Annotated in this window: 23 protein-coding genes; 17 read left to right on the forward strand and 6 right to left on the reverse strand. The window is 69.0% G+C overall.

Annotated elements, in window-relative coordinates:
• The first annotated feature begins 83 nt into the window (after nucleotides 1-83).
• Together CMC5_RS33335 and CMC5_RS43500 are read left to right on the forward strand one after the other, a co-directional pair.
• A complete protein-coding gene (locus CMC5_RS33335) occupies nucleotides 84-1,562 on the forward strand; it encodes an SRPBCC family protein (protein ID WP_082363017.1) in 1,479 nt (492 codons plus the stop codon).
• A 210-nt stretch (nucleotides 1,563-1,772) separates the two neighbouring features.
• Nucleotides 1,773-3,245, forward strand: a complete 1,473-nt coding sequence (locus CMC5_RS43500; RefSeq protein WP_082363018.1) for an SRPBCC family protein — start codon at nucleotides 1,773-1,775, stop codon at nucleotides 3,243-3,245.
• 76 nt (nucleotides 3,246-3,321) lie between these two features.
• Here the strand turns inward: CMC5_RS43500 and CMC5_RS33345 are convergent, their stop codons facing one another.
• From CMC5_RS33345 to CMC5_RS33355, 3 genes are all read right to left on the reverse strand, one after another.
• Nucleotides 3,322-4,083, reverse strand: coding sequence for a hypothetical protein (locus tag CMC5_RS33345; protein ID WP_156339052.1), 762 nt, complete (start codon nucleotides 4,081-4,083; stop codon nucleotides 3,322-3,324).
• 63 nt (nucleotides 4,084-4,146) lie between these two features.
• On the reverse strand, nucleotides 4,147-4,401 hold the full coding sequence (locus CMC5_RS33350; RefSeq protein WP_050434183.1) for a hypothetical protein: 255 nt from the start codon (nucleotides 4,399-4,401) through the stop codon (nucleotides 4,147-4,149).
• Complete coding sequence (locus CMC5_RS33355) at nucleotides 4,398-5,051, reverse strand: RNA polymerase sigma factor (RefSeq protein WP_050434184.1); 654 nt, start codon at nucleotides 5,049-5,051, stop codon at nucleotides 4,398-4,400. The genes CMC5_RS33350 and CMC5_RS33355 overlap by 4 nt, the downstream gene beginning before the upstream one ends.
• Before the next feature lie 189 nt (nucleotides 5,052-5,240).
• Between CMC5_RS33355 and CMC5_RS33360 the strand changes: the two genes are divergently transcribed.
• The 9 genes from CMC5_RS33360 (at nucleotide 5,241) to CMC5_RS49290 (ending at nucleotide 13,444) form a co-directional block, all read left to right on the forward strand.
• Entirely contained in the window at nucleotides 5,241-5,600 is a 360-nt protein-coding gene (locus tag CMC5_RS33360) for a hypothetical protein (RefSeq protein WP_050434185.1), read from the forward strand.
• A gap of 41 nt (nucleotides 5,601-5,641) precedes the next feature.
• Nucleotides 5,642-6,139, forward strand: a complete 498-nt coding sequence (locus CMC5_RS33365) for a hypothetical protein (protein WP_050434186.1) — start codon at nucleotides 5,642-5,644, stop codon at nucleotides 6,137-6,139.
• 138 nt (nucleotides 6,140-6,277) lie between these two features.
• Complete coding sequence (locus tag CMC5_RS33370) at nucleotides 6,278-6,499, forward strand: hypothetical protein (protein ID WP_050434187.1); 222 nt, start codon at nucleotides 6,278-6,280, stop codon at nucleotides 6,497-6,499.
• A gap of 18 nt (nucleotides 6,500-6,517) precedes the next feature.
• Complete coding sequence (locus tag CMC5_RS33375; RefSeq protein WP_050434188.1) at nucleotides 6,518-8,311, forward strand: carbamoyltransferase family protein; 1,794 nt, start codon at nucleotides 6,518-6,520, stop codon at nucleotides 8,309-8,311.
• Nucleotides 8,308-8,472 (forward strand): DUF5989 family protein, encoded by a 165-nt coding sequence (locus tag CMC5_RS45280; protein ID WP_156339053.1) that lies wholly within the window; start codon nucleotides 8,308-8,310, stop codon nucleotides 8,470-8,472. The genes CMC5_RS33375 and CMC5_RS45280 overlap by 4 nt, the downstream gene beginning before the upstream one ends.
• A 56-nt stretch (nucleotides 8,473-8,528) precedes the next feature.
• Nucleotides 8,529-9,647: an SGNH/GDSL hydrolase family protein gene (locus CMC5_RS33380; protein WP_050434189.1), complete on the forward strand. Its 1,119-nt coding sequence runs from the start codon at nucleotides 8,529-8,531 to the stop codon at nucleotides 9,645-9,647.
• Nucleotides 9,648-9,649: 2 nt separating this feature from the next.
• A complete protein-coding gene (locus CMC5_RS33385; RefSeq protein WP_050434190.1) occupies nucleotides 9,650-10,351 on the forward strand; it encodes a hypothetical protein in 702 nt (233 codons plus the stop codon).
• 701 nt (nucleotides 10,352-11,052) lie between these two features.
• On the forward strand, nucleotides 11,053-11,832 hold the full coding sequence (locus CMC5_RS48070) for an RCC1 domain-containing protein (RefSeq protein WP_169796733.1): 780 nt from the start codon (nucleotides 11,053-11,055) through the stop codon (nucleotides 11,830-11,832).
• Between the two features lie 259 nt (nucleotides 11,833-12,091).
• On the forward strand, nucleotides 12,092-13,444 hold the full coding sequence (locus tag CMC5_RS49290; RefSeq protein WP_483772909.1) for an RCC1 domain-containing protein: 1,353 nt from the start codon (nucleotides 12,092-12,094) through the stop codon (nucleotides 13,442-13,444).
• 34 nt (nucleotides 13,445-13,478) lie between these two features.
• On the opposite strand, the gene CMC5_RS45285 is transcribed toward CMC5_RS49290, so the two are convergent.
• Complete coding sequence (locus CMC5_RS45285; RefSeq protein ID WP_156339054.1) at nucleotides 13,479-14,183, reverse strand: lipocalin/fatty-acid binding family protein; 705 nt, start codon at nucleotides 14,181-14,183, stop codon at nucleotides 13,479-13,481.
• A gap of 1,027 nt (nucleotides 14,184-15,210) precedes the next feature.
• Between CMC5_RS45285 and CMC5_RS33400 the strand changes: the two genes are divergently transcribed.
• The 4 genes from CMC5_RS33400 to CMC5_RS33415 all read left to right on the forward strand — a co-directional run bounded on the left by CMC5_RS33400 (nucleotide 15,211) and on the right by CMC5_RS33415 (nucleotide 18,769).
• Nucleotides 15,211-16,062 carry a type III pantothenate kinase gene (locus CMC5_RS33400; protein WP_082363022.1) on the forward strand — a complete coding sequence of 284 codons (852 nt, stop codon included), beginning with the start codon at nucleotides 15,211-15,213 and terminating at the stop codon, nucleotides 16,060-16,062.
• A complete protein-coding gene (locus CMC5_RS33405; RefSeq protein WP_245677964.1) occupies nucleotides 16,059-17,129 on the forward strand; it encodes a FecCD family ABC transporter permease in 1,071 nt (356 codons plus the stop codon). The genes CMC5_RS33400 and CMC5_RS33405 overlap by 4 nt, the downstream gene beginning before the upstream one ends.
• 74 nt (nucleotides 17,130-17,203) lie before the next feature.
• Entirely contained in the window at nucleotides 17,204-17,821 is a 618-nt protein-coding gene (locus CMC5_RS33410) for a glutathione S-transferase family protein (protein WP_050434193.1), read from the forward strand.
• Between the two features lie 51 nt (nucleotides 17,822-17,872).
• Nucleotides 17,873-18,769: a PfkB family carbohydrate kinase gene (locus tag CMC5_RS33415; protein ID WP_050434194.1), complete on the forward strand. Its 897-nt coding sequence runs from the start codon at nucleotides 17,873-17,875 to the stop codon at nucleotides 18,767-18,769.
• A gap of 727 nt (nucleotides 18,770-19,496) precedes the next feature.
• Here the strand turns inward: CMC5_RS33415 and CMC5_RS33420 are convergent.
• Together CMC5_RS33420 and CMC5_RS33425 are read right to left on the reverse strand one after the other, a co-directional pair.
• Complete coding sequence (locus tag CMC5_RS33420) at nucleotides 19,497-20,135, reverse strand: hypothetical protein (protein ID WP_050434195.1); 639 nt, start codon at nucleotides 20,133-20,135, stop codon at nucleotides 19,497-19,499.
• A 174-nt stretch (nucleotides 20,136-20,309) separates the two neighbouring features.
• Nucleotides 20,310-21,194, reverse strand: coding sequence for a LysR family transcriptional regulator (locus tag CMC5_RS33425; RefSeq protein WP_050434196.1), 885 nt, complete (start codon nucleotides 21,192-21,194; stop codon nucleotides 20,310-20,312).
• 123 nt (nucleotides 21,195-21,317) lie between these two features.
• Between CMC5_RS33425 and CMC5_RS33430 the strand changes: the two genes are divergently transcribed.
• Together CMC5_RS33430 and CMC5_RS33440 are read left to right on the forward strand one after the other, a co-directional pair.
• Entirely contained in the window at nucleotides 21,318-23,264 is a 1,947-nt protein-coding gene (locus CMC5_RS33430; protein WP_050434197.1) for a multicopper oxidase family protein, read from the forward strand.
• Nucleotides 23,265-24,025: 761 nt separating this feature from the next.
• On the forward strand, nucleotides 24,026-26,308 hold the full coding sequence (locus CMC5_RS33440) for a family 2 encapsulin nanocompartment cargo protein terpene cyclase (protein ID WP_050434199.1): 2,283 nt from the start codon (nucleotides 24,026-24,028) through the stop codon (nucleotides 26,306-26,308).
• Nucleotides 26,309-26,348: the final 40 nt, after the last annotated feature.

The following is a 26,348-nucleotide window of genomic DNA, read 5'->3' on the forward strand; positions in this document are numbered from 1 at the left end:
GGGTCCAGAGCGAAGGGCCGACGCTGGCGCTCCCTGTCCCTTGCTGGGCGGACCCCCTCCTCGATACCTTCCAGAGTCGCGCCATGAGCACCAGCGAGCCTCCCTCCCCCTCCTCGCCTCCGCCCTCCCAGCCACCACCTCCACGATCCATCCGCCGCGTGCTGCGGCTCTGGTTCGGCTTCTCCGACCCGGTGGGACGCAGGCCGTACCTGATCACGGGCGTCAGCCTCATGGTCCTCAAGTACCTGCTCGAAGCAGGGCTCGTCTTTGCGGTCACCGGCAAGTCCTGGAGCCCCATCACGTACCTGAACCCCATCATGTCGCTGCGCCTCGCCGAGCTGCGCGACGCCCCCACCTGGCTGTACGTGCTGCTCGCGACCAGCACCCTCCCCTTCATGTGGATCGGCGCGAGCATGAGCGTGCGCCGCGCCGTCGACGCCGGAGGCTCCGCCTGGCTCGGCATGGGCTTCATGATCCCCATCCTCAACCTCCCCACCATGCTCGCGCTCGCGGCCGTGCCCTCGAAAGCAGGCGCCACGTGGACCCCGCAGCCGACCACGGTGTTCAGGAGCCCCGGCGCCCAGCCTCGCATCCCCCTGCAGATCGACACCGGCCTCAAGGCAGCCCTCCTCGGCGTTGCCGCCGCGGTGACCGTGGGCCTGTCGATGATGTTCCTCTCCGTCTACGGACTCGGCCTCTACGGCGTCACGCTGTTCTTCATCACCCCGCTCGTCATGGGCGTCGTGAGCGCCTTTCTCTTCAACCGCCCCCATCCGCGACCGCTGGGCAACACCATCCTGGTCGCCCTGGCGAGCACCTTCATCGCCGGAGCGGGCATGCTGCTCCTCGCGCTCGAAGGCATCATCTGCCTCGCCATGGCCTTCCCCATCGCCGTCTTCATCGCGATCCTGGGCGCCTTGATCGGCAGGGCCGTCGCGGTCCAGACCCGCACCCCGCTCCGGCACACCGCAGCGATGATGCTCGCGCTCCCCGGCATCGCCGGCGCCGAGGCCCAGGTGACCACGGTCCCTCTCCACGAGGTCCAGACCGCCATCGAGATCGACGCGCCCCCCGAGGCCGTCTGGCCCAACGTCATCGGCTTCAGCGAGCTACCGCGCCCCGCGGAGTGGGTGTTCCGCACCGGCATCGCCTACCCCACCCGCGCCCGCATCGAAGGCGAAGGCGTCGGCGCCGTCCGCCACTGCGAGTTCACCACGGGACCCTTCGTCGAGCCGATCACCGCCTGGGAGCCTCCCCGCCGCCTCGCCTTCGACGTCGCAGCCCAGCCCCCTGCGATGAAGGAATGGAGCCCATTCCAGCACGTCCATCCCCCTCACCTCGATGGCAGCCTCCGCTCCCGACGCGGCGAGTTCAGGCTCATCCCCCTCCCGGGAGGGCGCACCCGGCTCGAAGGCAGCACCTGGTACGAGCTGTCGATGGCCCCGACCCTCTACTGGAAGGTGTGGAGCGACGACGTCCTCCATCGCATCCACCACCGCGTCCTCCAGCACGTGAAGCGCCTCAGCGAAGAGCGCGCACGCGCCGCCTCCTCCGACACCTGACCCCTCGTCGATCCCCTCCGGCAAGGCGCGTTTCCTGGAGCGAGGGGTCAACCGCCCGTGACCCCCATCGAGGAGCCTCCATCACCACCCCAGCCGCGGCGAACAGAACACCTCGGCGGCTCTTCCTTTGTGGCTCGCCGTTTCTGGATGCTCGCAAGTCCCTGTCCTTGTTGGGCGAGTCGCTCCCCCGATACCATCCCCGACAAGCCCATGAGCGAGCCTCCCCCGGCCTCCTCGCCGCCGGTCTCCCGGCCCCCCTCGCAGTCGATCCCGCGCCGCATGCTGCGGCTCTGGTTCGGCTTCTCCGACCCGGTGGCGCGCAGGCCATACCTCATCACCGGCGTCAGCCTCATGGTCCTCAAGTACCTGCTCGAGGCCGGGCTCGTCTTCGTGGTCACCGGCAAGTCCTGGAGCCCCCTCACGTACCTGAACCCCATCATGTCGCAGCGACTCGCCGAGCTACGCGACGCCCCCACCTGGATGTATGTGCTGCTCGCGCTCAACACCCTCCCCTTCATGTGGATCGGCGCGAGCATGAGCGTGCGACGTGCCGTCGACGCAGGCATGTCCGCGTGGTTCGGGCTGGGCTTCATCGTCCCCATCCTCAACCTCCCCACCTTGCTCATGCTCGCCGCCTTGCCCTCCCGGCCTGGCGCGATCTGGCTGCTGCAATCGACCCCGGAGCTCGGCATACCGGACGACGCATCGGGCCTCCCCTTGCCGATCGATACCGGACTCAAGGCAGCCCTCCTCGGCGTGGCAGCCGCGGTGGCCGTGGGCCTGTCGATGACGATCATCTCCGTCCATAGCTTCGACCTCTACGGCGCCACGCTGTTCTTCGTCACCCCCCTCGTCATGGGCGTCGTGAGCGCCTTTCTCTACAACCGCCCGCACCCCCGCTCGTTGCGCAGCACCATGTACACCACGCTGGCGAGCACCCTCATCGCCGGAGCGTGCCTGCTCCTCTTCGCCCTCGAAGGCCTCCTTTGCCTCTTCATGGCCTTCCCCATCGCCGCCTGCATCGCGATCCTGGGCGCCTTGATCGGCAGAGCCGTCGCCGTGCAAACCCGGACCCCCTTCAAGCACACCGCGGCGATGATGCTCGCGCTCCCCGGCATCGCCGGCGCCGAGGCCCAGGTGACGACGGTCCCCCTCCACGAGGTCCAGACCGCCATCGAGATCGACGCGCCCCCCGAGGCCGTCTGGCCCAACGTCATCGGCTTCAGCGAGCTACCGCGCCCCGCGGAGTGGGTGTTCCGCACCGGCATCGCCTACCCCACCCGCGCCCGCATCGAAGGCGAAGGCGTCGGCGCCGTCCGCCACTGCGAGTTCACCACGGGACCCTTCGTCGAGCCGATCACCGCCTGGGAGCCGCCCCGCCGCCTCGCCTTCGACGTCGCAGCCCAGCCCCCTGCGATGAAGGAATGGAGCCCATTCCAGCACGTCCATCCCCCTCACCTCGACGGCAGCCTCCGCTCCCGACGCGGCGAGTTCAGGCTCATCCCTCTCCCTGGAGGACGCACTCGGCTCGAAGGCAGCACCTGGTACGAGCTGTCGATGGCTCCGACCCTCTACTGGAAGGTGTGGAGCGACGACGTCCTCCATCGCATCCACCACCGCGTGCTCCAGCACGTGAAGCGCCTCAGCGAAGAGAGCGCGCGTGCCGCCTCCTCCGAGACCTGACCTCCTCCGAGACCTGACCTCCTCCGACGCCTGACCTCTCCGACACCTGGTCGCTCGGCGAGCGACGCCCGCGTCCTCAGCGCGGTCGAGGCGCCATCGGCCGCATGTGGATCCGCGGCTGCAGGACCATGTCCCGCTCCATCATCATCGGCGCTCGACCGACGCCGATGCCGGAGCCAGGTCGCCAGAACGGGTCGTACCACCACCCGTGGCCATAGCCATACGTGTAGGACCACGCCGGCCCAGCCGGCCGCGTCTGGACACGGATGCGCTCGAACGGCGTCCGCTCACCGACGAGCCGCGTGTCCGTCTGCACCTGCCACACCACATCGAACGCAGGCAGATCCGAGGCCTCGTCGATCCCCTCCGGCAAGGGGAACATCATCTCCACGATGCGCTGCTGCCCGGGCGGGATCTCCACCACCGGCAAGCGCTCCGTGCCCGCCTTCAGCAGCTCGGGCCGCCCCTCGGCGCGGCGCAGCTCCACCCGGACCGCGCGCGTGTCCAGCGTCCACGGCTGGGACCCTGCATCGTTGGACAGCCACAGTGCGACATGCAGCGCAGCGATCTCGTCGTCCTCCCCCTTCACCTCCAGCTCGACCACCCCGTACGAGTGCACCCGCACATCGCCCGTCGGCGCCTCGGGCGGGAGGGGATACCGAGCCGCCGGCTGCCCCTCCACCACGGCCGTGAGCTGCTCCCCGGGCAAGTACACGTAGGACGGCGAACACCCCAAAAGCGCCGCACCGAGCACCCCGGCGCCGAGCAGACCAACCTGCCCGGCACGCCGAGGCGCCGTGACCCACTGTCGGGACGAAGGAGGCGAGGACCGTCTCATCACGAGAGGAGATGTGGACCACCGGACGGACAACGCAAGCGGGAGATGCCGGAGACCGTCATCTCAGCCCACGAAAATCTTCTCGGCCAGCCGCATCGCCGACCAGACGTACGCTGTCCCGGAGCCGAGCAGCACGGCGGGCAGCACCGCAGCCGACCAGGCGAAAGAGAGCCGCGACAGCACAGGACGCGACGCTCGGGCCTCTCCGGTGAGCACCAGACGCGCGCGACGACGGAGCGCGTCCGCGGCCCCCGCATCGCAGGGCACCTCGGGCAGCTCTGCCAGATCGTTCAGGATTGAATCCTCGCTGGACCTCATCGTCGACCTCCCACGCTTCCCGCTCCCTCAGCCTCGCGCTTCTCGAGCCACACCGCAAGCTCCGCCCGCGCCCTGGACAGGCGCTTGCGGGCGGCATCCTCCCGGATCCCGAGCACCGCCCCCACCTGCGCCGCGTCGAGCCCCTCCACCGCAGACAGCAACAACACCTCCCGGTGCGCTTCGGGCAGCGCACGCAGCCCCTCCTCCACCGAACGCACCGCCGCACGCGCGCTCGCGACCACCTCCAGCCCTGGCGCTGGATCCACGGGCTCCACCGTGAGGACCTCGCCAGCCCCCCACCCGAGCATCGCCCACCGCCGATGGCTGCGATGCCGGTTGCGCGCCACCGTGAACAGCCACGCCCGCAGATCGGTGTCCTCGTTCAGCTTCTCGGCGTAACGGGCCACCTGCATCCACGTCTCCTGGATCAGATCCTCGGCGACCTCCCGACGACCGGCGAGGCGCACCAGAAAGCTCCACAGACGCCCGTGATAGCGCGCATACACCGCGTCGAACGCCCGCGGATCCCGCCGCCGGAGCCTCTCGACCAGCGCCGCATCGCTCTCCTCGGCCGACACCGCCGACGTCTCCACGGAGGGCTCGCGCCCACCCGGGGCCGGCCCGTCCGCGATCCTCGGCGAGGTCTCCACGGTTCCCACGCCTCCCCAGAACGCGCCGGGCGCCTCGGCGTGACAAGAAAAGATTTTCGGTCACACCCGGAAGGCCCCCGCGTTGGGGAAGGTGCAGGGCCGAACGAGACCCTCACCACCGACGTCCAGGACCGTCCGCGGACACGCCGCGGCCCCCCTGGGCCCCGACCCACAGCACGGAGGTTCGTCATGATTCAAGCGTTCGTCGAAGGCGGCTGGGCGATGTGGCCGCTCCTGGTCTTCGGCATGGTCACCATCGGCGCCGCAGGGCGGTTCGCCCACCGACCGCAGCTCGCGCAGCTCCGGTTCATCGGCGCGATGTCGCTCCTCACCTTCGTGACCACCTTCCATGCAACGTGGCTCGCGATCAGCGCCGTGCTCTCCTACCTGAGCAAGCTGGAGGACGTCGCTTCCGATCAGCTCGTCAAGATCCTCTTCACCGGCCTGATGGAGAGCACCCGTGCTGGCGGCCTGGGCGGCCTGTTGCTCATCGTCACGCTCCTCCTGGTCGCCATCGGCACGCTGCGCCTCACCCCGAAGCAGGGCTGACCCCCTTGGCAAGCCGCGAGGAGTGAGGCACGACGACGTGCATGGGCCAGAACGAGCTCGGCCAGCTCCTCGATCCGAGCGCTCTCGACCGAGCCGAGGGCGCCCGAGGTCGACTGCGACTGGTCGTCCCGGCGCAGTGGGACGGCGAGCCCACCGAGCTGGAGATCACGGCCCCGCTGCGCATCACCTGCGCCCGCTGCGACGGCGGCGGGTGTGACGCCTGCGGGCGCAGCGGCGCGCTGAAGACGCCGGACGACCCAGCCGACCGCATCCTCCGCGTGCAGCTCCCCGCCCAGCTCGGCGGCGGCGTCGTCCTGCGCCTGGTCCGCCCCTTCGGTGACACCTGGCCCATCGAACAGCTCCTCCTGGAGCTCGTCCCTGGCGCCACCCCCTCTCGCGACATCGTCCGTCTCCCCCCGCCCGCGCCCCTCGCCCCCTGGACCGCTTCGCCCCCCAGCAGCCACGCGCGCGCCACCGCCCTCGGCGTCGGCTTTCTGGCCGTGCTCGCCGCCGTGCTCGCTCTTCTCGCAAGCCGCTGAAAGACGAGTACCGTGTTCCCCAAGTTCGTCCTGGGTCCTTGGCCAAGCGCTCTGCGAAGAAAGCAGGGGGTAGCGACCATCGGGAGCGTAGGGGCCGATAGGCCCCTGATTTAGGGTACGCTGCACTAGACTCCCCGCGTGCGCCTCCGCCGCCTCTTCGCTCGCCTGCTCACCCGCGTGCGCCGCGCGAGCGACATCACCCGGCGCGTCGTCGCCTCGGCGCTGCTCGTCCTCGTCTACGTCCTCGTGCTCCCCTGGTTCGCGCTCGCCCTGCGGCTGCGACGCCCTCGCCCCTCGGGATGGCGCCTGCGCCACGACCCCACCCTCGCCACCCTCGAGCGCCTGCGCTCCCCCTTCTGACGCGCCCTCTCACCCCCCATGCCCACCTGGGTCCTCGGCCTCTCCGCCTTCTACCACGACGCCGCCGCGTGCCTCCTTCGCGACGGCGAACTCGTCCTCGCCGTCGAAGAAGAGCGCCTCTCCCGCATCAAGCACGACCACGGCTACCCCGCGCGCGCCATCGCCGCGTGCCTCGACACCGCCGGCATCACCCCCGCCGACGTCGACCTCGTCGTCTTCTACGAAAAGACCCTCCCCAAGCTCGAACGCCAGCTCGAGACCTGGCTCGGCGCCTTCCCCCGCTCCCTCGGCGCCTTCGTTCGCAGCATGTCCCGCTACCTCGACGGCCGCATCGACCTCCGCCGCTGGCTCGAACGCCGCGGCGGCTTCCGCGGCGACATCCTCTTCTCCGAGCACCACCTCTCCCACGCCGCCTTCGCCTACTTCACCTCCCCCTTCTTCCTCGACACCCCCGACCAGGACACCGCCGTCCTCGTCTCCGACGGCGTCGGCGAGTGGACCACCACCAGCCTCTGGACCGCTGGCCCCGCAGGCATCACCCCCCAGCGCGAGATCCATTTCCCCGACTCCCTCGGCCTCTTCTACTCCCTGATCACCGCCCACCTCGGCTTCGAGGTGAACGAAGGCGAGTACAAGGTCATGGGCCTCGCCGCCTTCGGCGACGACACCTTCGCCCCCGAGATGGCGCGCCTCCTCCCCTTCCTCGACGACGGCGCCTTCCGCCTCGACCGCCGCTACCTGCACCTCGGCGGTCACCACCGCCTCGCCTCCCCCGCCCTCGACGCCCTCCTCGGCCCACCACGCCTCCCGGGTGACCCCATCACCCAGCGCCACCGCGACCTCGCCCGCAGCGCGCAAGCTCGCCTCGAAGACGCCCTTCTCCGCATCGAGGCCACGCTCCCTGCTGGCCAGCCTCTCTGCTACGGCGGCGGCGTCGCCCTCAACGGCGCCGCCAACGCACGCCTCGCCGCGAGACGCCCCCTCCACGTCTCCTTCGCCCCTGGCGACTCCGGCGCCGCCATCGGCGCCGCCTACGTGGGACATTACCTCGCCTCGACGAAGGGAAGCGCCACGCTCTCCGACAGCGCCACGCTCTCCGACAGCGCCACGCTCTCCGACAGCGCCACGCTCTCCGACAGCGCCGCACGCTCCACCAATCCCCCCCATCGCATCTCCATCACCCCCTACCTCGGCCCCGCCTTCACCCCCGACGCCTGCCTCGAAGCCGCCCGCGCGCTGGGCCTCACCGCCCGCCCTCTCTCCTCCCTCGGCGGCGACGCCTTCCTCGCCCAGCGCCTCGCCGACGGCGCCATCCTCGGCTGGGTCGACGGCCGCATGGAGTTCGGCCCCCGCGCCCTCGGCGCCCGCTCCCTCCTCGCCGACCCCCGCCGCGCCACCATGCGTGACGCCATCAACGAGCGCATCAAGCGCCGCGAACCCTTCCGCCCCTTCGCCCCCATCGTCCTCGCCGAGCACACCGCCGACTTCTTCGACGACCCGCGCCCTTCCCCCTGGATGACCGAGATCCGCCCCGTTCGCCCCGAGCGCCGCCACGACCTCGCCGCCGTCGTCCACGTCGACGGCACCGCCCGCCTCCAGACCCTCCGCCGTGACGACGCCCCCCGCCTCCACGACCTCATCCGCGCCTTCGCGGCCATCACCGGCGTCCCTGCCCTGCTGAACACCTCGTTCAACGTCGCCGGCGAGCCCATCGTCTGCACCCCCGAGGACGCTTGCCGCTGCTTCCGGACCGCAGGGCTGGATGGCCTCGTCCTCGGTGAGGTATGGATCGAACCGGAGCCCCGCCCATGAGCCGACCTCGCCGCGCTCCCTTCCTCGCCGACGTGCTCCGCTTCGTCTTCTCGGGCCGACGCCTGTGGATGCTCCCCATCGTCCTCGTCCTCCTCGTCGTCTCCCTCCTCGCTGCCGTCGGCGCCCTCGCTCCCTACGCCGCCTTCCTCTACCCGCTCTGACCGGATGAGCCGCCCCGCTCTGACCGGATGAGCCGCCCATCGAGGGCCTCCGTGCCATGAGGATCCCCACCCCTGCCCGCGCCCTCGCCCTCGCCCTCGCCCTCGCCGGCGCCCTGATCCTCTTCGCCAACCGACACACCCCCGACGAGTCACGCCTCCTCGGCGCCCTCCTCCTCGCCACCGCCCTCGCCGCCCTCCTCACCCGCGAGACCCCGGCCCGCCGCCGCGTCCTCGAAGCCCTTGCCGTCCTCCTGCTCGTCCTCGCCGGCGGCGAGTGGGCCGTCCGCCGCGAGAGCCAGAAGTCCCAGGACGCCTACGCCGGCCGCGTCATCCAGTTCGTCGACGACCCGGTCCTTCGTTACCACTGGAAGCCCGACACCTCCTGCGGCGAAGGCACCACCAACGACCGCGGCATGCTCGACGTCCCGCGGCAGACCGAGAAGCCCCCCGGCACCCTGCGCATCGCCTGCCTCGGCGACTCCGTCGGCGGCGACTGCACCCTCCCCCGCGACAACGCCTGCGCCGCCCTCGAGCGCGTCCTCCGCGAAGCCCGCGACGGCCGCCCCACCGAGGTCCTGAACTTCTCCGTCTCCGGCTACAACACCCTCCAGGAAGCCCGCACCCTCGAAGTCCGCGCCCTCCCCTTCTCCCCGGATGCCGTCGTCGTCCTCTACGTCGTCAACGACCCCTACCCCGAGCTGGCCATCTCCCATCACCTCCCTGGCCACTTCAAGTTCCAGCACCTCCTCTGGAGCGCCACCCGCTTCGCCGCCGCCCGCCTCTTCCCCGGCCACATCGACCCCCTCGGCGGCCTCCTCCAGGGCTTCTACGACGACCCCCGCAGCTGGAACGGCGTCGTCGTCGCCGGCTTCGACCGCATCCAGGCCGTCGCCACCGCCCACGCGATGCCCGTCGTCGTCGCCGTCTTCCCCCTCTTCCTGCCCGACGCCCTCCCCGAGCACCGCCTCATCGGCCCCAAGGTCACCCAGGAAGCCGAACGCCACGGCTTCATCGGCCTCGACCTCGCCACCACCGCCTACCGCGACGAGCCCCTCGACGCCTTGCTCAAGCCCTCGCGAGACATGATCCACCCCAACGCGCACGCCCACCAGCTCGCCGCCGAGACCATCGCGAAGGCCCTGCTGGCGCGCCACCCCGAGCTGCGAGCGCGCTAGCCATGGAACCCGGACGCGACAGCGCGACGCCGAAGGCCGACGACGCCCGCGAGACCGAGCGCGGTGACGACGCCCGCGAGGCCGAGCATGGCGACGACACCCGCAAGCCCGAACGTGGCGATCTCACTCCTGCGGAGAGGGACGACCTCACCCCCGCAGAAAAGGAGGCCCGCGCCACCACGAATGAGGTCTCCCTAAGCCCTCCCCTCCTTGCGGTTTCTCAGTGGACCCTGCGCGGACTTGCCCGTGCCACCCTCGTTGCCCTCCTCGCCCTCGGGACAGGTGCAGCCCTGGGCACGCTCATCACCCGCGCCCCCAGCCCCACGGACCCCAACAAGACAGCCCGCCCGGCTCCTGCGAGCGCCGCCGAGCGCGCCATCCTCGCCCCCTTGAGCGAAGGAGATTCGCTCGGAGACTACGAGGTCACGGAAATTCAAGGCGTCTCTCCTCAGGGCGCCGTGCGGGTGATCTGCACGAGGGACCGCGCCACCATTCGCCTCGATGTCGCTCTGGTGACCGAAGAGGGGCCCGAGCCTCCGGCGTTCACCGACAAGTACGCGGTGTTCTATTCGCTGAAGAACGCTCCCCCGGAGGACGGCGAGCGGCTTGCGCAAACGCTCGTGAAGATCCTGAAAAAGAACGAGTCCACGCCTGCGCCCCCCGGGATGGCCACGTTCACGCCGAAGCCACTGCCGCCGATCTGAGAATTACCTCTCTGCATCGCACTCCCTCCGAATCCGTGCGCAGACCACGCCTTTCGAGCCCAGATGCCACAGGCCGGGCAACCGCCATGATAGAACCGCGCATGCACCGTGACACGTCGAGATACTCGCTTACGGCGGCATGCATCGCAGTACTGACCAGCTCGGGCTGCGGACTTCTCCTGGGCTTGAGTGAGTTCGAAGACGGCCTGCCAGCGGAGGCTTGCGAGACCCCCGCAGACTGCCCCGGTGGAGAGAACGGGTCTGCCACCTGCGAACGTGGAGCCTGCAACTTCACCTGCAACGAAGGGTTCGCCGACTGCACGGAGGCCCCCGGGTGCGAGACCCCCACCGCAGACGACCGGCAAAACTGCGGAGGATGTGGTGTGACTTGCGCGGCGCTGTGCCAGCAGGGAGCATGCAACGACCCCGTCGACCTCTCCGTGGGATCCACGGGAACCGCCATCTGCGCCGTTCTCCAGGATGGCAGCGCCTGGTGCTGGGGCAACCTGCCCACGTCGCCGAACACGTCAGAGCCACACCCTGTACCTGTCCGCATCGACCTCCCTCTTCCTGCGCTTCAAATCGCCATCGCCCCAGCCACCAGCAGTGATCCCTCGATCAGCCATACCCCCCATCTCTGTGCGATCCTCTCGGACCACTCCATCCGTTGCTGGGGAGGGAATGAGTTCGGCCAGCTCGGCATGAACGACGCGGGTCCTGATCTCGAGTTCGTGGATCCCGGACTCCGCGACATCGAGCAGGTCTCTGCAAATGCGTTCAACACCTGCGCCGTCGACACGCGTGGCGAGCTGGTTTGCTGGGGCGCCGGGACATCCGTTCTGGGCCAGAATGCAGCACAAGCATTCCCACCGACCCTCATCATGAATGGAACTCGCCAGGTCTCCATGGGATTCATCCACGCATGCGCCGTCATGCGCGACGGCACGTCGAGGTGCTGGGGAGAGAATCCCTACGGGAGTCTCGGCTTGGGCGACATGGCACCAGACTCCGTATCCAGTCCAGAGCGTGTCGGGTTGCTGATGGATATCCAGGAGGTCGCCAGTGGCGGGATTCACACCTGCGCTCGAAGCGTGAACAGCACATTTTGCTGGGGCAACAACTCGCAAGGCCAGCTGGGCCTGGGCAACGACGTGGACCACCACACGCCCCAGCTCATCAACCTGTCCCGACCCGACGGATTGAGCGTTGGAAGCGCCCACTCTGGAGTGATCGTCGGCGGCAATGTCTATGTATGGGGCGACAACACATTCGGACAGCTCGGAACGGACGATGCCTTCGACGCCCTGTCTCCCGTGAAGATCGACCTTCCCAGAACCTCCAAGCTCGCGTTCGCCGGAAGCACCTCCTGCGCCCTCCTGGAGGATCGGCGCATCCTGTGCTGGGGTTCGAACGGCCGGGGACAGCTCGGAGATGGGACGACCACATCGAGGGCGAGACCCGAAGCGGTCATCTGGCCCTGAACTCCCATGCGACACCGCTCCACGGTTCGGGAGGACTGTCCATCTGCTGACTTCGGGGCGATGAATCTCGACCTCACCAGCACGGGCCGCGCTGCAACCGACGACGTGCACCGCACGACCGAGACAACCACCCGTCCTGCGGTTCACGGCGTTGCATTTCGTAGCGAGGACCGGATGATGAGCAATCCCAGACGCACGAATGCCTGAATTCGAGCAACCAATGAAGCCATCGACTCCGACACGACTGTTCCTGCTCTGGATGCTCACCGCTCCTGGCTGTGGGCTGCTTCTCGGACTCGATGACTTCGAAGATGCCGGAAAGAGCACCGACACGGTCAGTGACACTGACGGCAGGTGTCACATCGACGAAGACTGTCCCAGCGGGCTGCATGGACAGGCTGTCTGTGATGACGGGACATGTGAGTACACATGCGCTCCTGGCTTCGCAGACTGCAGCGACTCGCCAGGGTGCGAAACTGCAATCACTGAAGACCCAGAGCACTGTGGCAGCTGCCGATCCCCCTGCGCAGCGCATTGTGTGGATGGAGTTTGCAACGCCCCTGTCGATATTGCGACGAGCGCCTCTTCCGCCAGCGCATGTGCACTGATGGAAGCGGGGGATGTCTGGTGCTGGGGGCTGCTTCCGAACGCAGAGGGAGGGAGCCGTACCGTTCCTCTTCCAGAGCGAATCGAGCTACCGCTTCCTGCATTGCAGGTCGCGGTGGGTGGAACGGTGTTCACGGGCCCCCATGGTCTGAGAGCACATTTCTGCGCTCTACTTGCCGATGGCACTGTCCGGTGCTGGGGAACGAATCAGCTTGGTCAGCTCGGCTTGGGTGACACCGGACCTCATGAAGGTGCGCAGATCCCCAACGTCAACGGGATAAGGGAGATCGCTGCTGGGACGGACAACACATGTGCCATCAACGCGCAAAACCAGCTTTACTGCTGGGGACCAAGGAGCACTGGCCTGATCGAGGGGGACACCACTCCGGCCGCGCCGACGCTCATTGCCGAGTCAGTGGATCAGGTCTCCGTAGCGTCATTTCACGCATGTGCTGTCATGGTGGACAGGACGTTGAAATGCTGGGGTCTCGATTTCTACGGCTCCTTGGGGCTCGGAGCTGGAGGGCCCACCCATGCAACCACGCCGACCTCGGTCGGGCATGGGTCCAACTTCGCCGAAGTGTCTTGCGGACTCACCCACACCTGCGCTCGGAGCAGCAGCGGGGTCTCTTGCTGGGGGAACAACGCAAACGGCCAGCTCGGTCTGGGTTCACGGACGAACTACAACTCTCCCCAGTCTCTCAATCTCTTTGCTTCACAGACGTTGCGCGCTGGCGCTTCGCACACAGCAGCAGTCATCGCTGGAGATGTCTACCTGTGGGGTAGCAATGCTTTCAAGCAGATGGGATCGAACGACGCTTTCGACACGCTGCTTCCGGTGCGACTGTCGCTCCCCTCGGTGTCGCGCCTCGCGCTCGGAGAGCGGTTCTCATGTGCATTGACTGCAGAGGGCCGTGTCCTGTGCTGGGGGGCGAATGATCATGCACAGCTGGGAGACGGAACCCTCGTGTCTCGAGCGACGGCGGCGCCCGTTCGGTGGCGATAGCGATGATGTGAGCCCCCCCTTGCTCTGCGCTGAGCTACTGGCACTGCCCCGAGCAGTTCTGTACTGCGCAGGAGAGTACGGTCTGCGCATTCTGATTGCCGCCGACACAGGTACTGATGCAGTTGAAATTGTTAGGCGGACACATCTGAACGCACTCGACCGCCGCTGCGCACGCCGGCTCGGCGAAGCAGGCGTTCATCTGGGTCGGGCATTCCGTGAACAGACACTCCGTGCATCCATTCACCACGATCCCGGCGGTGGGACAGACGTTCGAGCACGCCTGATCCGAACAGGCGCCGAGAAGCGCAGCGTCGGACACACCGTTGGGGTGTTGCGTCGCGCAGGTCTGCACGCATGCCTGATCACCGCTCGCACATTGAGAGAGACAGGTGAACAGCAGTGCGGAGCATGCGGAGTTACCATAGCAATCGCAATACCGCTCCTGACACTCGTTGTAGAGGCAGGTGCTACACGGCTCCGGAAGCGGCTCGCAGGCCATGGCGCTACCGCCACTTCCCCCTTGTCCCCCCTCGCCGCCAGTCCCACCAACGCCGCCTGCGCCACCGGCGCTGACGGTCGACCCGCCGTCACCACCCGAACCACCGCCGCTGCTCGTGCTGCTCGTGGTGGTGCTCGTCGTCTGCGCGTCGTCCGAACCGCAGCCTACGAGCCCCCCTCCAAGAGATGCGGTCAATGCCACCACAGCTGCGAAGCAAGCGCTCTGCAATTTCATGCTCATGTTCCCCTCCTGGCCAACCAGTCCATCACCTTCCCCGGGAGTCAGCCGCACACACAGCCGACCAAGGGGAAGCATATTCCAGCCGTATTCTGGCTCAGGCAGTACGTGAAGCACTTGGCATCATTACAAGCGCAAGTTCCGCCAGAGCACGACGTCGTTGGATTGCTGCACTGCGCGTCGCTGCAGCACTGCGCCTGGCAGACGCAGACACCATTCGAGCAGCTCAACCCCCCCTGGCAATCGTTGTTGCTACAGCACTGATTCGTGCACTGACATGCACCGCCGTTCTTCTGGTACGGCGTGTTGCACTGGAAGTCGCAGAGCCCATCGGGCGTGCACACGGCGACGCCGTTGCTCGGCGCCACGCAGGGGCTGCACGTCGTGCTCCCGGCACACCCGGTCTGGGGCGTGTTGCCCACGCAGATGCCACCGCACTGGTGCTCCTGCGGCCCGCAGGGGTTGCCGGCGCCGCTGCCACCCATCCCGCTGGAGGTCGTCGTGGTCGGGTCTCCCCCGGCGCCGCCGGCTCCACCGAGGCCTGCGCTCGACGTGCTGGTGGTCGTCGGCTCGTCCGAGCCTCCATCGCCGCCGTTCGTCCCCGTGGACTCCCCGAAGCCCTCCGTTCCTGTGGCACAGCCGCCTGCCGCGACCACCGCCATCGCCGTCAACCACAGCGCGGCCAGCGCCCCGCCAACCGTCCTACTCCGCAAGCTGGCTCGATTCACCCCATCCTCCGATGGTCATTGTCGCTCAGGAGGTCACCACGGACCTAGTCCTGAGATCGTCGGTGCACGTATTTACCTGTGGCCTCCCGCAGCGACCAGTAACGCGCGAAAATCGGGCCGTTCACCGGAATGTGCCCCTCGCTCGACCCACGCGCCCGGCGTGATCCCCCACGATCGCTACCGTCTCCCCCTTCTTTTTCACCTCTCCTGGTACGCGCGCGGCCCCCTTCGCCTTCCCTCTCCCTCCCCACCTTTTCCACCCCTCACGACCTCTTCCGCGCCTGGTGTACAGTCCCGCCGCCATGCTGCTCGCCATCGACGTCGGCAACACCAACATCAGCTTCGGTGTCTTCGAAGGGGACGCCCTCCAGCACCACGTCCGCTCCGAGAGTGCCCGTGCCCGCACGGCGGACGAGTACGCCGTCCTCGTGCGCCAGATGCTCTCGCTCCATGGCGTCGACATCGAGCGCATCGACAGCGCCATCATCGCCAGCGTCGTCCCACCGCTCACCGACACCATGGTCGGCCTCGTGCGCCGCGCCTTCCACCGCGACGCCCTCGTCGTCGGCCCGGGCATCCGCACCGGCATGCCGATCCTCTACGAGAATCCCCGCGAGGTCGGTGCGGATCGCATCGTCAATGCCGTCGCCGCGTACGAGTGGGCGCGCGCGGGCGTCATCGTCGTCGACTTCGGCACGGCCACCACCTTCGACTGCGTCACCCCGCGCGGCGAGTACCTCGGCGGCGTCATCGCGCCCGGCATCCAGATCAGCGCCGAGGCCCTCTTCTCGCGCGCCGCCCGCCTCCACCGCGTCGAGATCGCCCTCCCGCCCAAGGTCGTCGGTCGCAACCCCATGCACTCCATGCAGTCCGGCATCGTCTACGGCTACGCGGGCCTCGTCGAAGGCATCTGCGCTCGCCTCCGCCGCGAACTCGCGTACCCGTGCCGCGTCGTCGCCACCGGCGGCCTCGCGCGCCTCATCGCGCCCCAGACCGAGAGCATCGAGACGGTCGACGACGACCTCACGCTCACGGGCCTCCGCCTCCTCTACGAGCGCAACATCGCCTCGCGCGAAGGCAGGCACGGCAGCGAAGTTCCCCCGCCTCACCCCGAGCAGGACGGCGGCACACCGAGGAGCGGCGAGACGACGTGACGCCCCCTCTGGCCGCGCCTCCACGCGCCGCCCAGCTCTCGCCACGCGCCGACCGCTCGCCACGCGCCGAACGCTCCCCCGCGCCCTGGATCGCCGCCGCCGCCCTCGCCCTCGTGGCGTGCGTCGTCGCGTCGATCCTGCTCGGCAGCGAGAGCGTCTCCCTCTTGCGCGCGCTCGAAGGCCCAGGCCTCGACCGCACCCTCCTCGTCCACGTCCGCCCCCCGCGCGTCGCCCTCGCCGCCATCGCGGGCGCTGGCCTCGCGGTCGTCGGCACCGCCTTCCAGGCCCTGCTCCGCAACCCGCTCGCGGAACCGTACGTGCTCGGCGTCTCGGGCGGCGCGGCCCTCGGCGCGACCCTCGCCATCGCCCTCGGCCTCGGCACCGCCACGGCCCTCGGCGCGGCCCTCCTCCCGGCAGCGGCGCTCGCGGGAGGCCTCGCCGCCACCCTCCTGGTCTACGGCATCGCCCGCGACGCCCCCGCCCAGGCCGCCGGCACCTCGATCCTCCTCGCCGGCATCATGGTCAACGCCATCGCCTCGGCGCTCATCACCTTCCTCAAGACCCTCGTCTCGCCCTCGCGCGCCCAGCAGCTCCTCCGCTGGCTCGTGGGCTTCATCGAGCTCCCCTCACCGACCGCCCTCGCCGCCGTCACGATCTACGTCGCCCTCGGCAGCGCCATGCTCCTGCGCGACGCCGCCCGGCTCAACTTGCTCGCCCTCGGCGACGAGAGCGCCGAGGCCCTCGGGCTCGACGTCCGTGCCCTCACCCGCCGCGTCTTCTTCGCGTGCTCCTGCGTCGTCGGCGCCATCGTCAGCCTCACGGGCCTCATCGGCTTCGTCGGCCTCCTCGTCCCGCACGCGCTGCGCCGCCTCGTCGGCCCCGACCACCGCCTCCTCCTCCCCCTCTCGCTGTTGCTCGGCGCGGCGCTCGTCTGCACCTGCGATCTCGCGGCGCGCCTGCTCTTTCGCTGGCTGGGCACCGAGCCTCCCGTCGGTGCCGTCACCGCGCTCCTCGGCGGACCCGTTTTCCTCTGGATCCTGCACCGAGAGGCGCGTCTCCTACAGTAGGCGCGCGTTCGCTGTGCTTGCACAACATCGCCCTCCGTGGTGAGGATGCACCCAAAACACGGGAGGATGACGCGATGAGTCTGGTTCTCTACTACGCCCCGATGACCAGCTCCATCCGCGCCCAGTGGGCGCTCGAAGAGCTGGAGATTCCGTACGAGAAGCGCAAGGTCGACCTCACCACCGGGGAGAACAGGCGCCCCGATTTTCTGGCCCTCAACCCGAACGGCAAGGTCCCGCTCCTCATCGTCCACGGCACGCCCATCTTCGAGTCGATGGCCATCCTCGTGTACCTCGGCGAGACCTACGGGGTGACCAAGGGCCTCTACCCGGCCCCTGGCCTGAACCGCGCCGAAGTCTTGAAGTGGATGGCGTGGAACACCGCCACCCTCGGCGAGGCCGGCGCCCGCTACCTGCGGCACGTCTCCGACCGCTACCCAGCGGAAGAGCGCAACGAGAAGGCCGCGGCGACAGCCCGGCGCGACCTCCACGACCTGCTCGGCGTCCTCGACCGGGCCCTCGACGGCAAGGAGTACCTCGTCGGCGGCCGGTTCTCGTTCGCCGACCTGATCGTCGCCTCCTTCGTCCCCTTCCTCGCGCGCTTCGACATCCCCCTCGACGGCTTCTCCCACGTCGACGCCTGGGCCTCGCGCTGCATGGCCCGCCCCGCCCTCGCCCGGGCGATGCAGCCCTGACCTGCAAACGACGGATGACGGCCAGGTCGAAGGCCGCGTAGCATCGACCGGATGCGCTCAGCGACCTACCGCCTCACCGAGCCTTCGACCCCCCGCTTATTCGACGTCATCTGTGCGGGGGAGGCTTTGTGGAACCTGACCGCCTTGCGCGGCGCCTTCTCGATGCGCTCCTCGGCGCTGCGCCTCCGGCCTGGAGGAGGCGCGGCCAACGCGGCCCTCGCGCTCGCTCAGCAAGGGTTCCGCGTCGGCCTGGCGACCACGCTCACGGACGACAGCTTCGGGCGCACGGTGCGCGATCGGCTCGCGGCGGCCGGCGTCGACACGGGTGGGGTGTCGCTCGTGCCGCAGCGGCTCGGGCTGGTGCTGGTGACGGGAGAGCCGAGCGCGTCGAAGGGGGTGCCCACGCGCGAGGAGGACCATGCGTTCGCCGTGCCCGCCGGGTGGTCGTCGCGGATCCTGCTGCTGTCGGGTCTGTCGCCCGGGATCGCGCAGGGCGCGTCGCTCTGCAAGGCGGCGAGGGCCGCGCGCCGTCGCGGGACGCCGGTGCTGGTCGATCTGAACGCGCGCTACCACCTCTGGACAGGGCGCGACCCACGGGCGATCCGCTCGCTGCTCGCCGAGGCCGACGTGGTGCGCTGTAGCGCCGAGGATCTCGCGGTGCTCCGGCTCGACGAGGCCACGGTGCGGTCGGCGATGCGGGCGCGGGCCGTCCTCGTGATGAGCCGCCGCTCGGGTGAGGCGTGGGCCAAGGGTCCGTTCGGGGAGGTGCGGCACGCGCCGCGGGACGTGTCTCCGCTCCGGCCTCCCGGCGCAGGGGATGTGTTCACCGCCGCGATCTGCGCCGAGCTGACCCGCCGAGGCGACCTCGCCGAGGGCCGAGAGGATCGGTGGGCGCAGACGCTCCAGCGCGGTCAAGCCGCCGTGCTCGCGCTGGGGTCTGCACGTTGACGCCACGGGGCGAGGCAGGTCGAGGCGGCCTCGAACCACGGCTGAATCGGTGAAATAAATCACATTTGAGCGAGTCCCCTGGGCCTCGGGGCCGATGGCCTGCGGGGTCGTGGCCAAGGGCTCGGGGGGTCGGCACCGAGGGCTCAGGGGGTCGTGACCAGGCCGCGAGGGTGTCGCGGCATCCTGCAGAGGGCCTCGGGGCCGATGAGACAGGGGGTCGGCGCAAAGGGCTCGGGGGGTCGGCACCGAGGGTTTGGGGGGTCGTGCCCGAGGGCTTGCGGTGTCTCGACCAGGGCCCGGAGGTCTCTTGGCAGACCAGGAAGGGCATCGACACCAAGGGGTCAGGGGGTCGGCGACGAGGGCTCAGCGTGTCGGCGCCGAGGACTGAGGGGGTCGGCGACAAGGGCTCAGGGGGTCGGCGCCGAGGGCTCGCGGGGTCGCGACCAGGACCCGGAGGTGTCTTGGCATGGCAGGAAGGGGGTCGGCGCCGAGGGCTCGCGGGGTCGGCGCCAAGGGCTCAGGGGGTCGGCGCCGAGGGCTCGCGGGGTCGGCGCCGAGGGCTCGAGGTGTCGGCGCCAAGGGCTTGGGGTGTCGGCTTGTATGCCTCGGGACGCCAAGAATTGGGACCGAGGACGGAATTGGTCGTCGTCGGCTGCTCCGGTCGGAATCTATGGGGCCATGCCAGGTGAGGAGACTTCCTGAACGAGGCAAACGAGGCAGGCCCATCTCAGTGGCAGGGACATACGCCGCCGTGGCGAGAGCAGCACCCGGACTTCACCGTGGTGCAGGTCTTCGAGAGGGTGCCGTCACAACAGCACACGCGGCCGGCGCTCTGGGGGGCAGGACGCCGGGGCGCTACGGGAGCTTCCCTCCGAGGCGCTGCGGAGGCCTCTTCCGATCGCGTGCGGCTGCCTTCCGCCTGGGTGCGGCTCGCGAGGGCGGTGAGGGCAGCGCGCTCCGAGGCGGGCGAAGCGTCGAGGATCGCCTTGCGCTTCTCCTCGTCGCATCCGGAGAGGCACACGGCGCGCATGGCTTGCTCGCGTTCCGCGCGGGACAGGCCAGCATAGAAGGCCTGGAGCACGCGCCGCTGCTCTCCTTGCCAGGCCTTCGAGGCCGCCATGCGCTCCGCGTCCGTGGCCACGACGGCCTGGCCTGGCTCGTCGGTGGTGCGCGCCGCTCCGGCCGCATCGGTTCGACGTCCCGCAGAGGTGCTTTCGCTGGATGGGTGCTTCTGGACCGTCGACGTCGGTCCGGCGTTCTCACGCCCGCGCGGCTTCTGGGGTGCTTCGATTCCACAGCCTCCCAGGACACCGCAGGCCAGGAGGCAGCAGGCCAGCAAGAAGACGGTTCCGTCGGCTCGTTGCACCTCCTCAGCTCATCGCCAGCGATGCCAGCAACCTATCGCCAGCGATGCCTGCCAACGACCGCTGACGCACGCCGCAGCGCCTGAGGTATCGAAGCGCAACAACTGGCTTCGAGCGATGAGGGAGGCCGCGAAGCACGAGGTGCGCGTGGTCTGGGTGGAAAAGACCGAGGGGACTCAGAGCGTGCCGAGGAAGCGCTGCACGAGGCCGAGGACCAGCTTGATCCGCGGGATCTCGGCGAGGGCTCGGGGGGCGCTGAGGCGCACGGGGCGCTCCTGGCCGATGAGGTCGGGGAGCACCGGGACGAGGGCGTCGGTGTCGAGGCCCGGGTCGGGGAGGAGCGCGTCGGGGATCAGGGCGAGGCCCAGGCCAGCGAGGCAGCAGCCGCGCAGGAAGTGGATGTCGGTGGCCACGAGGGTGGGCTCCACGGTGAACGCTGCGCCCTTCCGGGTGCGCCAGGTGCAGGCGTCCTCGCCAGGGGCTTGCCAGGCGAGGAGGTCGTGGCGCCGCAGGTCCTGGAGGGTGGCGGGGGTGCCACGGCGGGCGAGGTAGGCAGGGCTCGCGAGGAGGCGCTCGCGCGGGCGCAGGACGACGTGGGAGATCCAGTGGCCTTGGGGTGGGTCTTCGCCGAAATGGGCGGCAAGGTCGACGTCGAGGAGGGGCTCGCTCAAGGGGTCGTCGCTGAAGCGGCAGTGGACGTGGAGCCGGGGATGGGCGGCGCGCAGGGCGGCGTAGAGCGGGGTGAGCACGTGCGGGGGGAGGCCGACGGGCAGGACGATGCGCAGGGTGCCGGTGGGGTCGTGGCCGACGTCGCGGATGGAGGCGAGGAGGGCGCTGGCCTCTTGCATCATGGCGCGGCCCTGGCGAGCGAGGAGCTGGCCGGCCTGGGTGGGTTTCACGCCGAGGCGCTCGCTCTGGAGCAAGGGGACGCCGGCGCGGGCTTCGAGGGCGGCGGCGTGGCGGCGGAGGGTGGTGCGGGAGACGCCGAGGAGGCGCGCGGCGCCGAGGAAGGAGCCGGTCTCCACGACGGCGAGAAAGGCGCGCAGCTCTTCGAGGTCCATGGGGGTCCAATCGGGCGCGGTGGGTGGCCGCATTGTAGCCAGGGGTGTCCGTCTTCGGCCATCGCGCTCCAGGGGGCGTCGCTAGCGTCCCGTGCTGGAGGGGCGGGACGAGGAGGCAGGACGATGGGACGGGACGCGACGCTGAGGCGGGTGGGCGCTGGGCTCGGGGCGGTGGTGCTGGCCAGCGCTGGGCTCGGAGGATGCGGAGGGGAGGACGAGGGTCCAGGAGGGCCGAAGGAGCCGCCGGCCTACGAGGATCCCGTGGAGCTCCAGCCGGATGGCGAGGGGGTGTTGCAGCTCCGGTACGGGCCGAGTGCGGTGGAGATCGGTGGGCGGCGGTTCTGCTTGCGGACGTACAACGGGCGGCTGAATGGGCCGACGATCCGCATTCCGAGAGGAGAAGCGCGGCGGGTGCGGGTCGACCTGCACAATGACTTCACGAAGAGTGATTACCGCGAGATTGCGGGGATGATGGGGCACGGGCGGCGGTCGTGCCACGATTTCAATCTGACGAACTTGCACGGGCACGGGCTGCACGTGCAGCCCAATCTCGCGACGCCGGTGCCCGGGGACGCTTGCGAGGGGAGCGGCTGTGCGTCGGGGCAGCGCTATTACGGGGACCACGTGCTGCACGAGGTCGGCCCGGGGGAGATGGCGCGCTATCGGTGGGATCTGGACGAGGACGGGACCCACCACGAGGGGACGAACTGGTATCACCCGCACATTCACGGGGCGACGGCGATCCAGGTGATGGACGGGGCGGCGGGGGCGCTGATCATCGAGGGGGCGCTGGACGAGATGCCCGAGCTCACGCGCGCGAGGGAGCGGGTGGTGGTGATGACGCAGGTCGCCATCGACCATGAGAACACGGTGCCGCTGAAGGAGGGCGAGGCGTGCACGGAGGACAACCTCTCGGTGACGGACTTCCTGGCCGTGGAGGCGCGGCGCGCGACCCTGATCAACGGGAAGCTGGCGCCGCGGATGGTGACGGCGAAGGGCCAGGTGGAGCGGTGGCGCCTGGTCTACGCGGGGAGTCCGGACGAGCTGGGGATCAAGCTGCACGTGGGGCTCGATGCGCGGTGCGCGCGGTTCGACCCGAGGCCGATCGCGATGACGCAGATCGCGCGGGATGGGATCACGCTGCCGCAGTTTTACGAGAGCGACACGGCGTGGGTGTCGCCTGGGTACCGGATCGACCTGGTGGTGAAGATGCCCGAGGAGGAGCAGACGCTGTGCCTCGTGGCGCGGCGGGTGACGGATCCACTGGGGAGCGTGATCGCGTCGATCGAGGTGACCGAGAAGGCGGGGGCGCCGACGGAGACGCGCCTGCCGCGGGAGGCCGACGTGGCGAAGCTGGCGCCACCGACGACGTGGACGGGGCAGGTGGACGGGGTGACGAGGGAGGTGAGCTGCGAGGCGGTGACGGAGGTGCACCAGAAGGTGGTGCTGCTGGTGCCGACGCCAGGAGAGGACCCGCCGAACCTCCACGGGGATGTGTCCCTCAGCTCCTGCGATCCGTCGGAGCACGGGCACGACGGGCACGACACGGAGGGGCCGGCTTGTCTCTGCCCGGACCCCAACATCAACTGCCGGCGGTTCGACGAGCGGCGGTCCTGGGGGTACCGCAGTGACCGGGTGATGACGGTGGACACGTCGGAGCGCTGGCAGATTCGCGCGTTCGACGGGCACCCGTTCCACATTCACATCAACCCGTTCCTGGTGTGCCCGAACCGGTCCAACAAGGAGCCGAACTTCGCGCATTTCCGTGACACGATGTGGGTTCAGGCCGAGGACGGGGCGCGCGACGTGCTGATGCATTTCCGCAAGTTCACGGGGCAGTTCGTGGCGCATTGCCACAAGCTGAACCACGAGGACGAGGGGATGATGGAGCTCGTGGAGATCTGCGCGGCCGGCGATCGAGAATGCCTGTGTCTCGGGACGGACGAGAATGGCGCGTGCATCTCGCAAGCGGGGTGCTTGCCCGAGGACACGCAATGCCAGTTCGCAGAGGCGGCGACGGCGGCGTACCCGGCCCCTCCGCTTCCCGACCCGACGCTCTGCGGGCCCTGACCGTTCCGCGCGACCTCTTCGACGAGGCGCTTCGACAGAGGTCAGCGCGTGGCTCCGGTCGGGGAATTCTGCCCCGCTCCGCCGAAGGTTCAGGCCCTGCGCTGCGACGCTCCGCGCACGCCGTGCCAGGCCACCGAGACCGTGTGACGCCCTACGTTCGTGAATGCACGGAACGACGACGACGAACCCCTACGGTCTGACATCGGCGCTCAGGTCGGCACCAAGCGATCGCGGCCAGAGAGGATGAGCGCGCGACGTCGAATCATTCAATCGATCGAGACCGAATGGATCAATCGATCGACAGCCAATGGATCAATCGATCGAGATACGACGCCATCGAGGCATCGGAGCGTGGCTCCGTGCACGTCATCCGTCACGAACAATCGCCGCACGGCGTCGTTTGCGATGAGCTTCCGCGATGCGCTGAACCACGCGTGCGTGTCTTCGAGAGCAAGTTTTTGTAGCTGCTCATTGCGAAACAGAACGAAATGCTGCAGGAAGTTGGTCCGCCTGCAAGCGTCATGCGAAACAGGCGCGAACATCGGCTTGCAGCAGTAAGGCCAGACGGTCCCGGGTCACCTGCGGAAGCGCGCACGCTTCCGCAGCGCCCACCGGCTGAGCTTTTCTGCCGCTCGCCCTCGGTCCACCGAAGGTCGTGATCCCCCCTCGGCGTGCACGCGGCGCCGTTCGAGGAGGGCCACGACGGCGAGCGGAGCTGCTGGTGACCACGGAAATGGCTGACCGTACGGTGAGGTGCAATCATGGCTGAGGGGAAGGGAAAGCAACCCTTCGAGCTACCGGACTTCTATGTCCCCTGGCCGGCGCGCTTGAACCCCAACCTGGAGGGGGCGCGGGTCCACTCCAAGGCGTGGGCGCGCGAGATGGGGATCCTGGATCCGCCGAAGGAAGAGGCGGACCCGCCGATCTGGGACGAGGCGAAGTTCGACGCGATGGATTACGCGCTGCTCTGCGCGTACACCCACCCGGAAGCGCCAGGGCCGGAGCTGGACCTGGTGACCGACTGGTACGTGTGGGTCTTCTACTTCGACGACCACTTCCTCGAGGTCTACAAGCGGACGAAGGATCAGGCGGGCGCGAAGGCGTACCTGGATCGGCTGCCGCTGTTCATGCCGGTCGATCTGGGGCCGACGCCGGAACCGACGAACGCGGTGGAGCGCGGGCTCATCGATCTGTGGAACCGGACGGCCCCCTCGAAGTCGGAGGCGTGGCGGCGGCGGTTCTACGAGAGCACGAAGCACCTGCTCGAGGAGTCGACCTGGGAGCTGTCGAACATCACCGAGAAGCGGATCTCGAACCCGATCGAGTACATCGAGATGCGCCGCAAGGTGGGTGGCGCGCCGTGGTCGGCAGATCTCGTGGAGCACGCGGTGTTCGTGGAGATCCCGGACCGGATCGCGCGGACGCGGCCGATGAAGGTCCTGAAGGACACGTTCTCGGACGCGGTGCACCTGCGCAACGATCTGTTCTCGTACGAGCGCGAGATCTTGAACGAGGGCGAGCTGGCCAATTGCGTGCTGGTGCTGGAGACGTTCCTCGGCACGGACACGCAGCGGTCGGCGGAGCTGACGAACGAGATCCTGACGTCGCGCCTCCAGCAGTTCGAGAACACGACGCTGACGGAGCTGCCCTGGCTGTTCGAGGAGTACGGGCTGGATCCGCTGGAGCGGGCGCAGGTGCTGACGTACATCCGCGGGCTGCAGGACTGGCAGTCCGGGGGGCACGAGTGGCACATGCGGTCGAGCCGGTACATGAACCGGAACGCCGACACCTCGTCGTCGATCGGGGACTGGATGCTCGGGCCGACGGGGCTCGGGACGTCGGCGGCGCGGATCAAGCTGTCGCCCGGGGCGCTGGGGCTCCAGCGGGTGAAGACGTTCTCGCACGTGCCCTTCCAGGACGTGGGGCATCTGGAGCTGCCGAAGTTCTACATGCCCTACACGACGAGCGTCAGCCCGCACCTGGACGCGGCGCGGAAGTCGTCGAAGGCGTGGGCGCGGCGGATGGGGATGCTGGACGTGATCCCCGGGGTGCCCAACGGGTACATCTGGGACGACCACAAGTTCGACGTGGCCGACGTGGCGCTCTGCGGGGCGATGATCCACCCGGAGGCGACGGCGCAGGAGCTCGATCTGACGGCGGCCTGGCTGGTCTGGGGGACGTACGCCGATGACTACTTCCCGCTGATCTACACCAGCCGGAAGGACGTGCCGGGCGCGAAGCTGTTCACGAAGCGGATGGCGCTGTTCATGCCGGACGACCCCTCCGTGAATGCGGCGGTGCCGACCAACCCGGTGGAGCGAGGGATCGCCGATCTCTGGGCACGGACGGTGGCGGCCGTGACGCCGAGGGCGCGCGATTCGTTCCGGAAGGCCATCCAGGACATGACCGATAGCTGGGTGTGGGAGCTGGAGAACCAGACGATCAACCGCATCCCGGATCCGGTCGATTACATCGAGATGCGTCGGAAGACGTTCGGCTCCGATCTGACGATGAGCCTGTCCAGGCTGACGATGTCGAACGACGTGCCGCAGGAGATCTTCAAGACGAGGCCGATGCAGGGGCTGGACAACTCGGCCGCGGACTACGCCTGCTTCACGAACGACGTGTTCTCGTACCAGAAAGAGGTCGAGATCGAGGGCGAGATCCACAACGTCGTCCTCGTGGTGCAGAAGTTCCTCGACGTCAGCAAGGAGGAAGCCTGCCGGATCGTGAATGATCTGATGACGGCGCGGATGCAGCAGTTCGAGCACACGGTGGCCACGGAGCTGCCGGCGCTGTTCGACGATTTCAAGCTGTCCAAGGACGCGCGGGAGCAGGTGACGGCGTACGTCGAGAAGCTCCAGCGGTGGATGGCGGGCGTGATGCGGTGGCACATCGCCGTGGACCGCTACAAGGAGTTCGAGCTGCACAAGCAGCCGAAGCCGGGGCGTATCCCCGGTGGCCCCACGGGGCTGGGCACGTCGGCAGCGCGCATCGCGACGCTGTTCGCCAACTGGCAGCAAGGTTCGGGCGTCGGCCCGTGAGGTCTCGAGGTTTGTAGGTTTGGTGCCCGATCGGCGGGCC

The organism is Chondromyces crocatus, from assembly GCF_001189295.1.
Classification (GTDB): Bacteria; Myxococcota_A; Polyangia; order Polyangiales; family Polyangiaceae; genus Chondromyces; species Chondromyces crocatus.

Bases quoted from the DNA above. Each gene is read 5' to 3' on its own strand.
- CMC5_RS33375 (WP_050434188.1), top strand. From the start codon at position 6,518: ATGCCCACCTGGGTCCTCGGCCTCTCCGCCTTCTACCACGACGCCGCC.
- CMC5_RS33430 (WP_050434197.1), top strand. From the start codon at position 21,318: ATGGGACGGGACGCGACGCTGAGGCGGGTGGGCGCTGGGCTCGGGGCG.
- CMC5_RS33350 (WP_050434183.1), bottom strand. From the start codon at position 4,401: ATGAGGTCCAGCGAGGATTCAATCCTGAACGATCTGGCAGAGCTGCCC.
- CMC5_RS33345 (WP_156339052.1), bottom strand. From the start codon at position 4,083: ATGAGACGGTCCTCGCCTCCTTCGTCCCGACAGTGGGTCACGGCGCCT.
- CMC5_RS33410 (WP_050434193.1), top strand. From the start codon at position 17,204: ATGAGTCTGGTTCTCTACTACGCCCCGATGACCAGCTCCATCCGCGCC.
- CMC5_RS33425 (WP_050434196.1), bottom strand. From the start codon at position 21,194: ATGGACCTCGAAGAGCTGCGCGCCTTTCTCGCCGTCGTGGAGACCGGC.
- CMC5_RS48070 (WP_169796733.1), top strand. From the start codon at position 11,053: ATGAACGACGCGGGTCCTGATCTCGAGTTCGTGGATCCCGGACTCCGC.
- CMC5_RS33400 (WP_082363022.1), top strand. From the start codon at position 15,211: ATGCTGCTCGCCATCGACGTCGGCAACACCAACATCAGCTTCGGTGTC.
- CMC5_RS33360 (WP_050434185.1), top strand. From the start codon at position 5,241: ATGATTCAAGCGTTCGTCGAAGGCGGCTGGGCGATGTGGCCGCTCCTG.
- CMC5_RS33415 (WP_050434194.1), top strand. From the start codon at position 17,873: ATGCGCTCAGCGACCTACCGCCTCACCGAGCCTTCGACCCCCCGCTTA.
- CMC5_RS33365 (WP_050434186.1), top strand. From the start codon at position 5,642: ATGGGCCAGAACGAGCTCGGCCAGCTCCTCGATCCGAGCGCTCTCGAC.
- CMC5_RS33335 (WP_082363017.1), top strand. From the start codon at position 84: ATGAGCACCAGCGAGCCTCCCTCCCCCTCCTCGCCTCCGCCCTCCCAG.
- CMC5_RS45285 (WP_156339054.1), bottom strand. From the start codon at position 14,183: ATGAGCATGAAATTGCAGAGCGCTTGCTTCGCAGCTGTGGTGGCATTG.
- CMC5_RS33440 (WP_050434199.1), top strand. From the start codon at position 24,026: ATGGCTGAGGGGAAGGGAAAGCAACCCTTCGAGCTACCGGACTTCTAT.
- CMC5_RS49290 (WP_483772909.1), top strand. From the start codon at position 12,092: ATGCTCACCGCTCCTGGCTGTGGGCTGCTTCTCGGACTCGATGACTTC.
- CMC5_RS33385 (WP_050434190.1), top strand. From the start codon at position 9,650: ATGGAACCCGGACGCGACAGCGCGACGCCGAAGGCCGACGACGCCCGC.
- CMC5_RS33380 (WP_050434189.1), top strand. From the start codon at position 8,529: ATGAGGATCCCCACCCCTGCCCGCGCCCTCGCCCTCGCCCTCGCCCTC.
- CMC5_RS45280 (WP_156339053.1), top strand. From the start codon at position 8,308: ATGAGCCGACCTCGCCGCGCTCCCTTCCTCGCCGACGTGCTCCGCTTC.
- CMC5_RS43500 (WP_082363018.1), top strand. From the start codon at position 1,773: ATGAGCGAGCCTCCCCCGGCCTCCTCGCCGCCGGTCTCCCGGCCCCCC.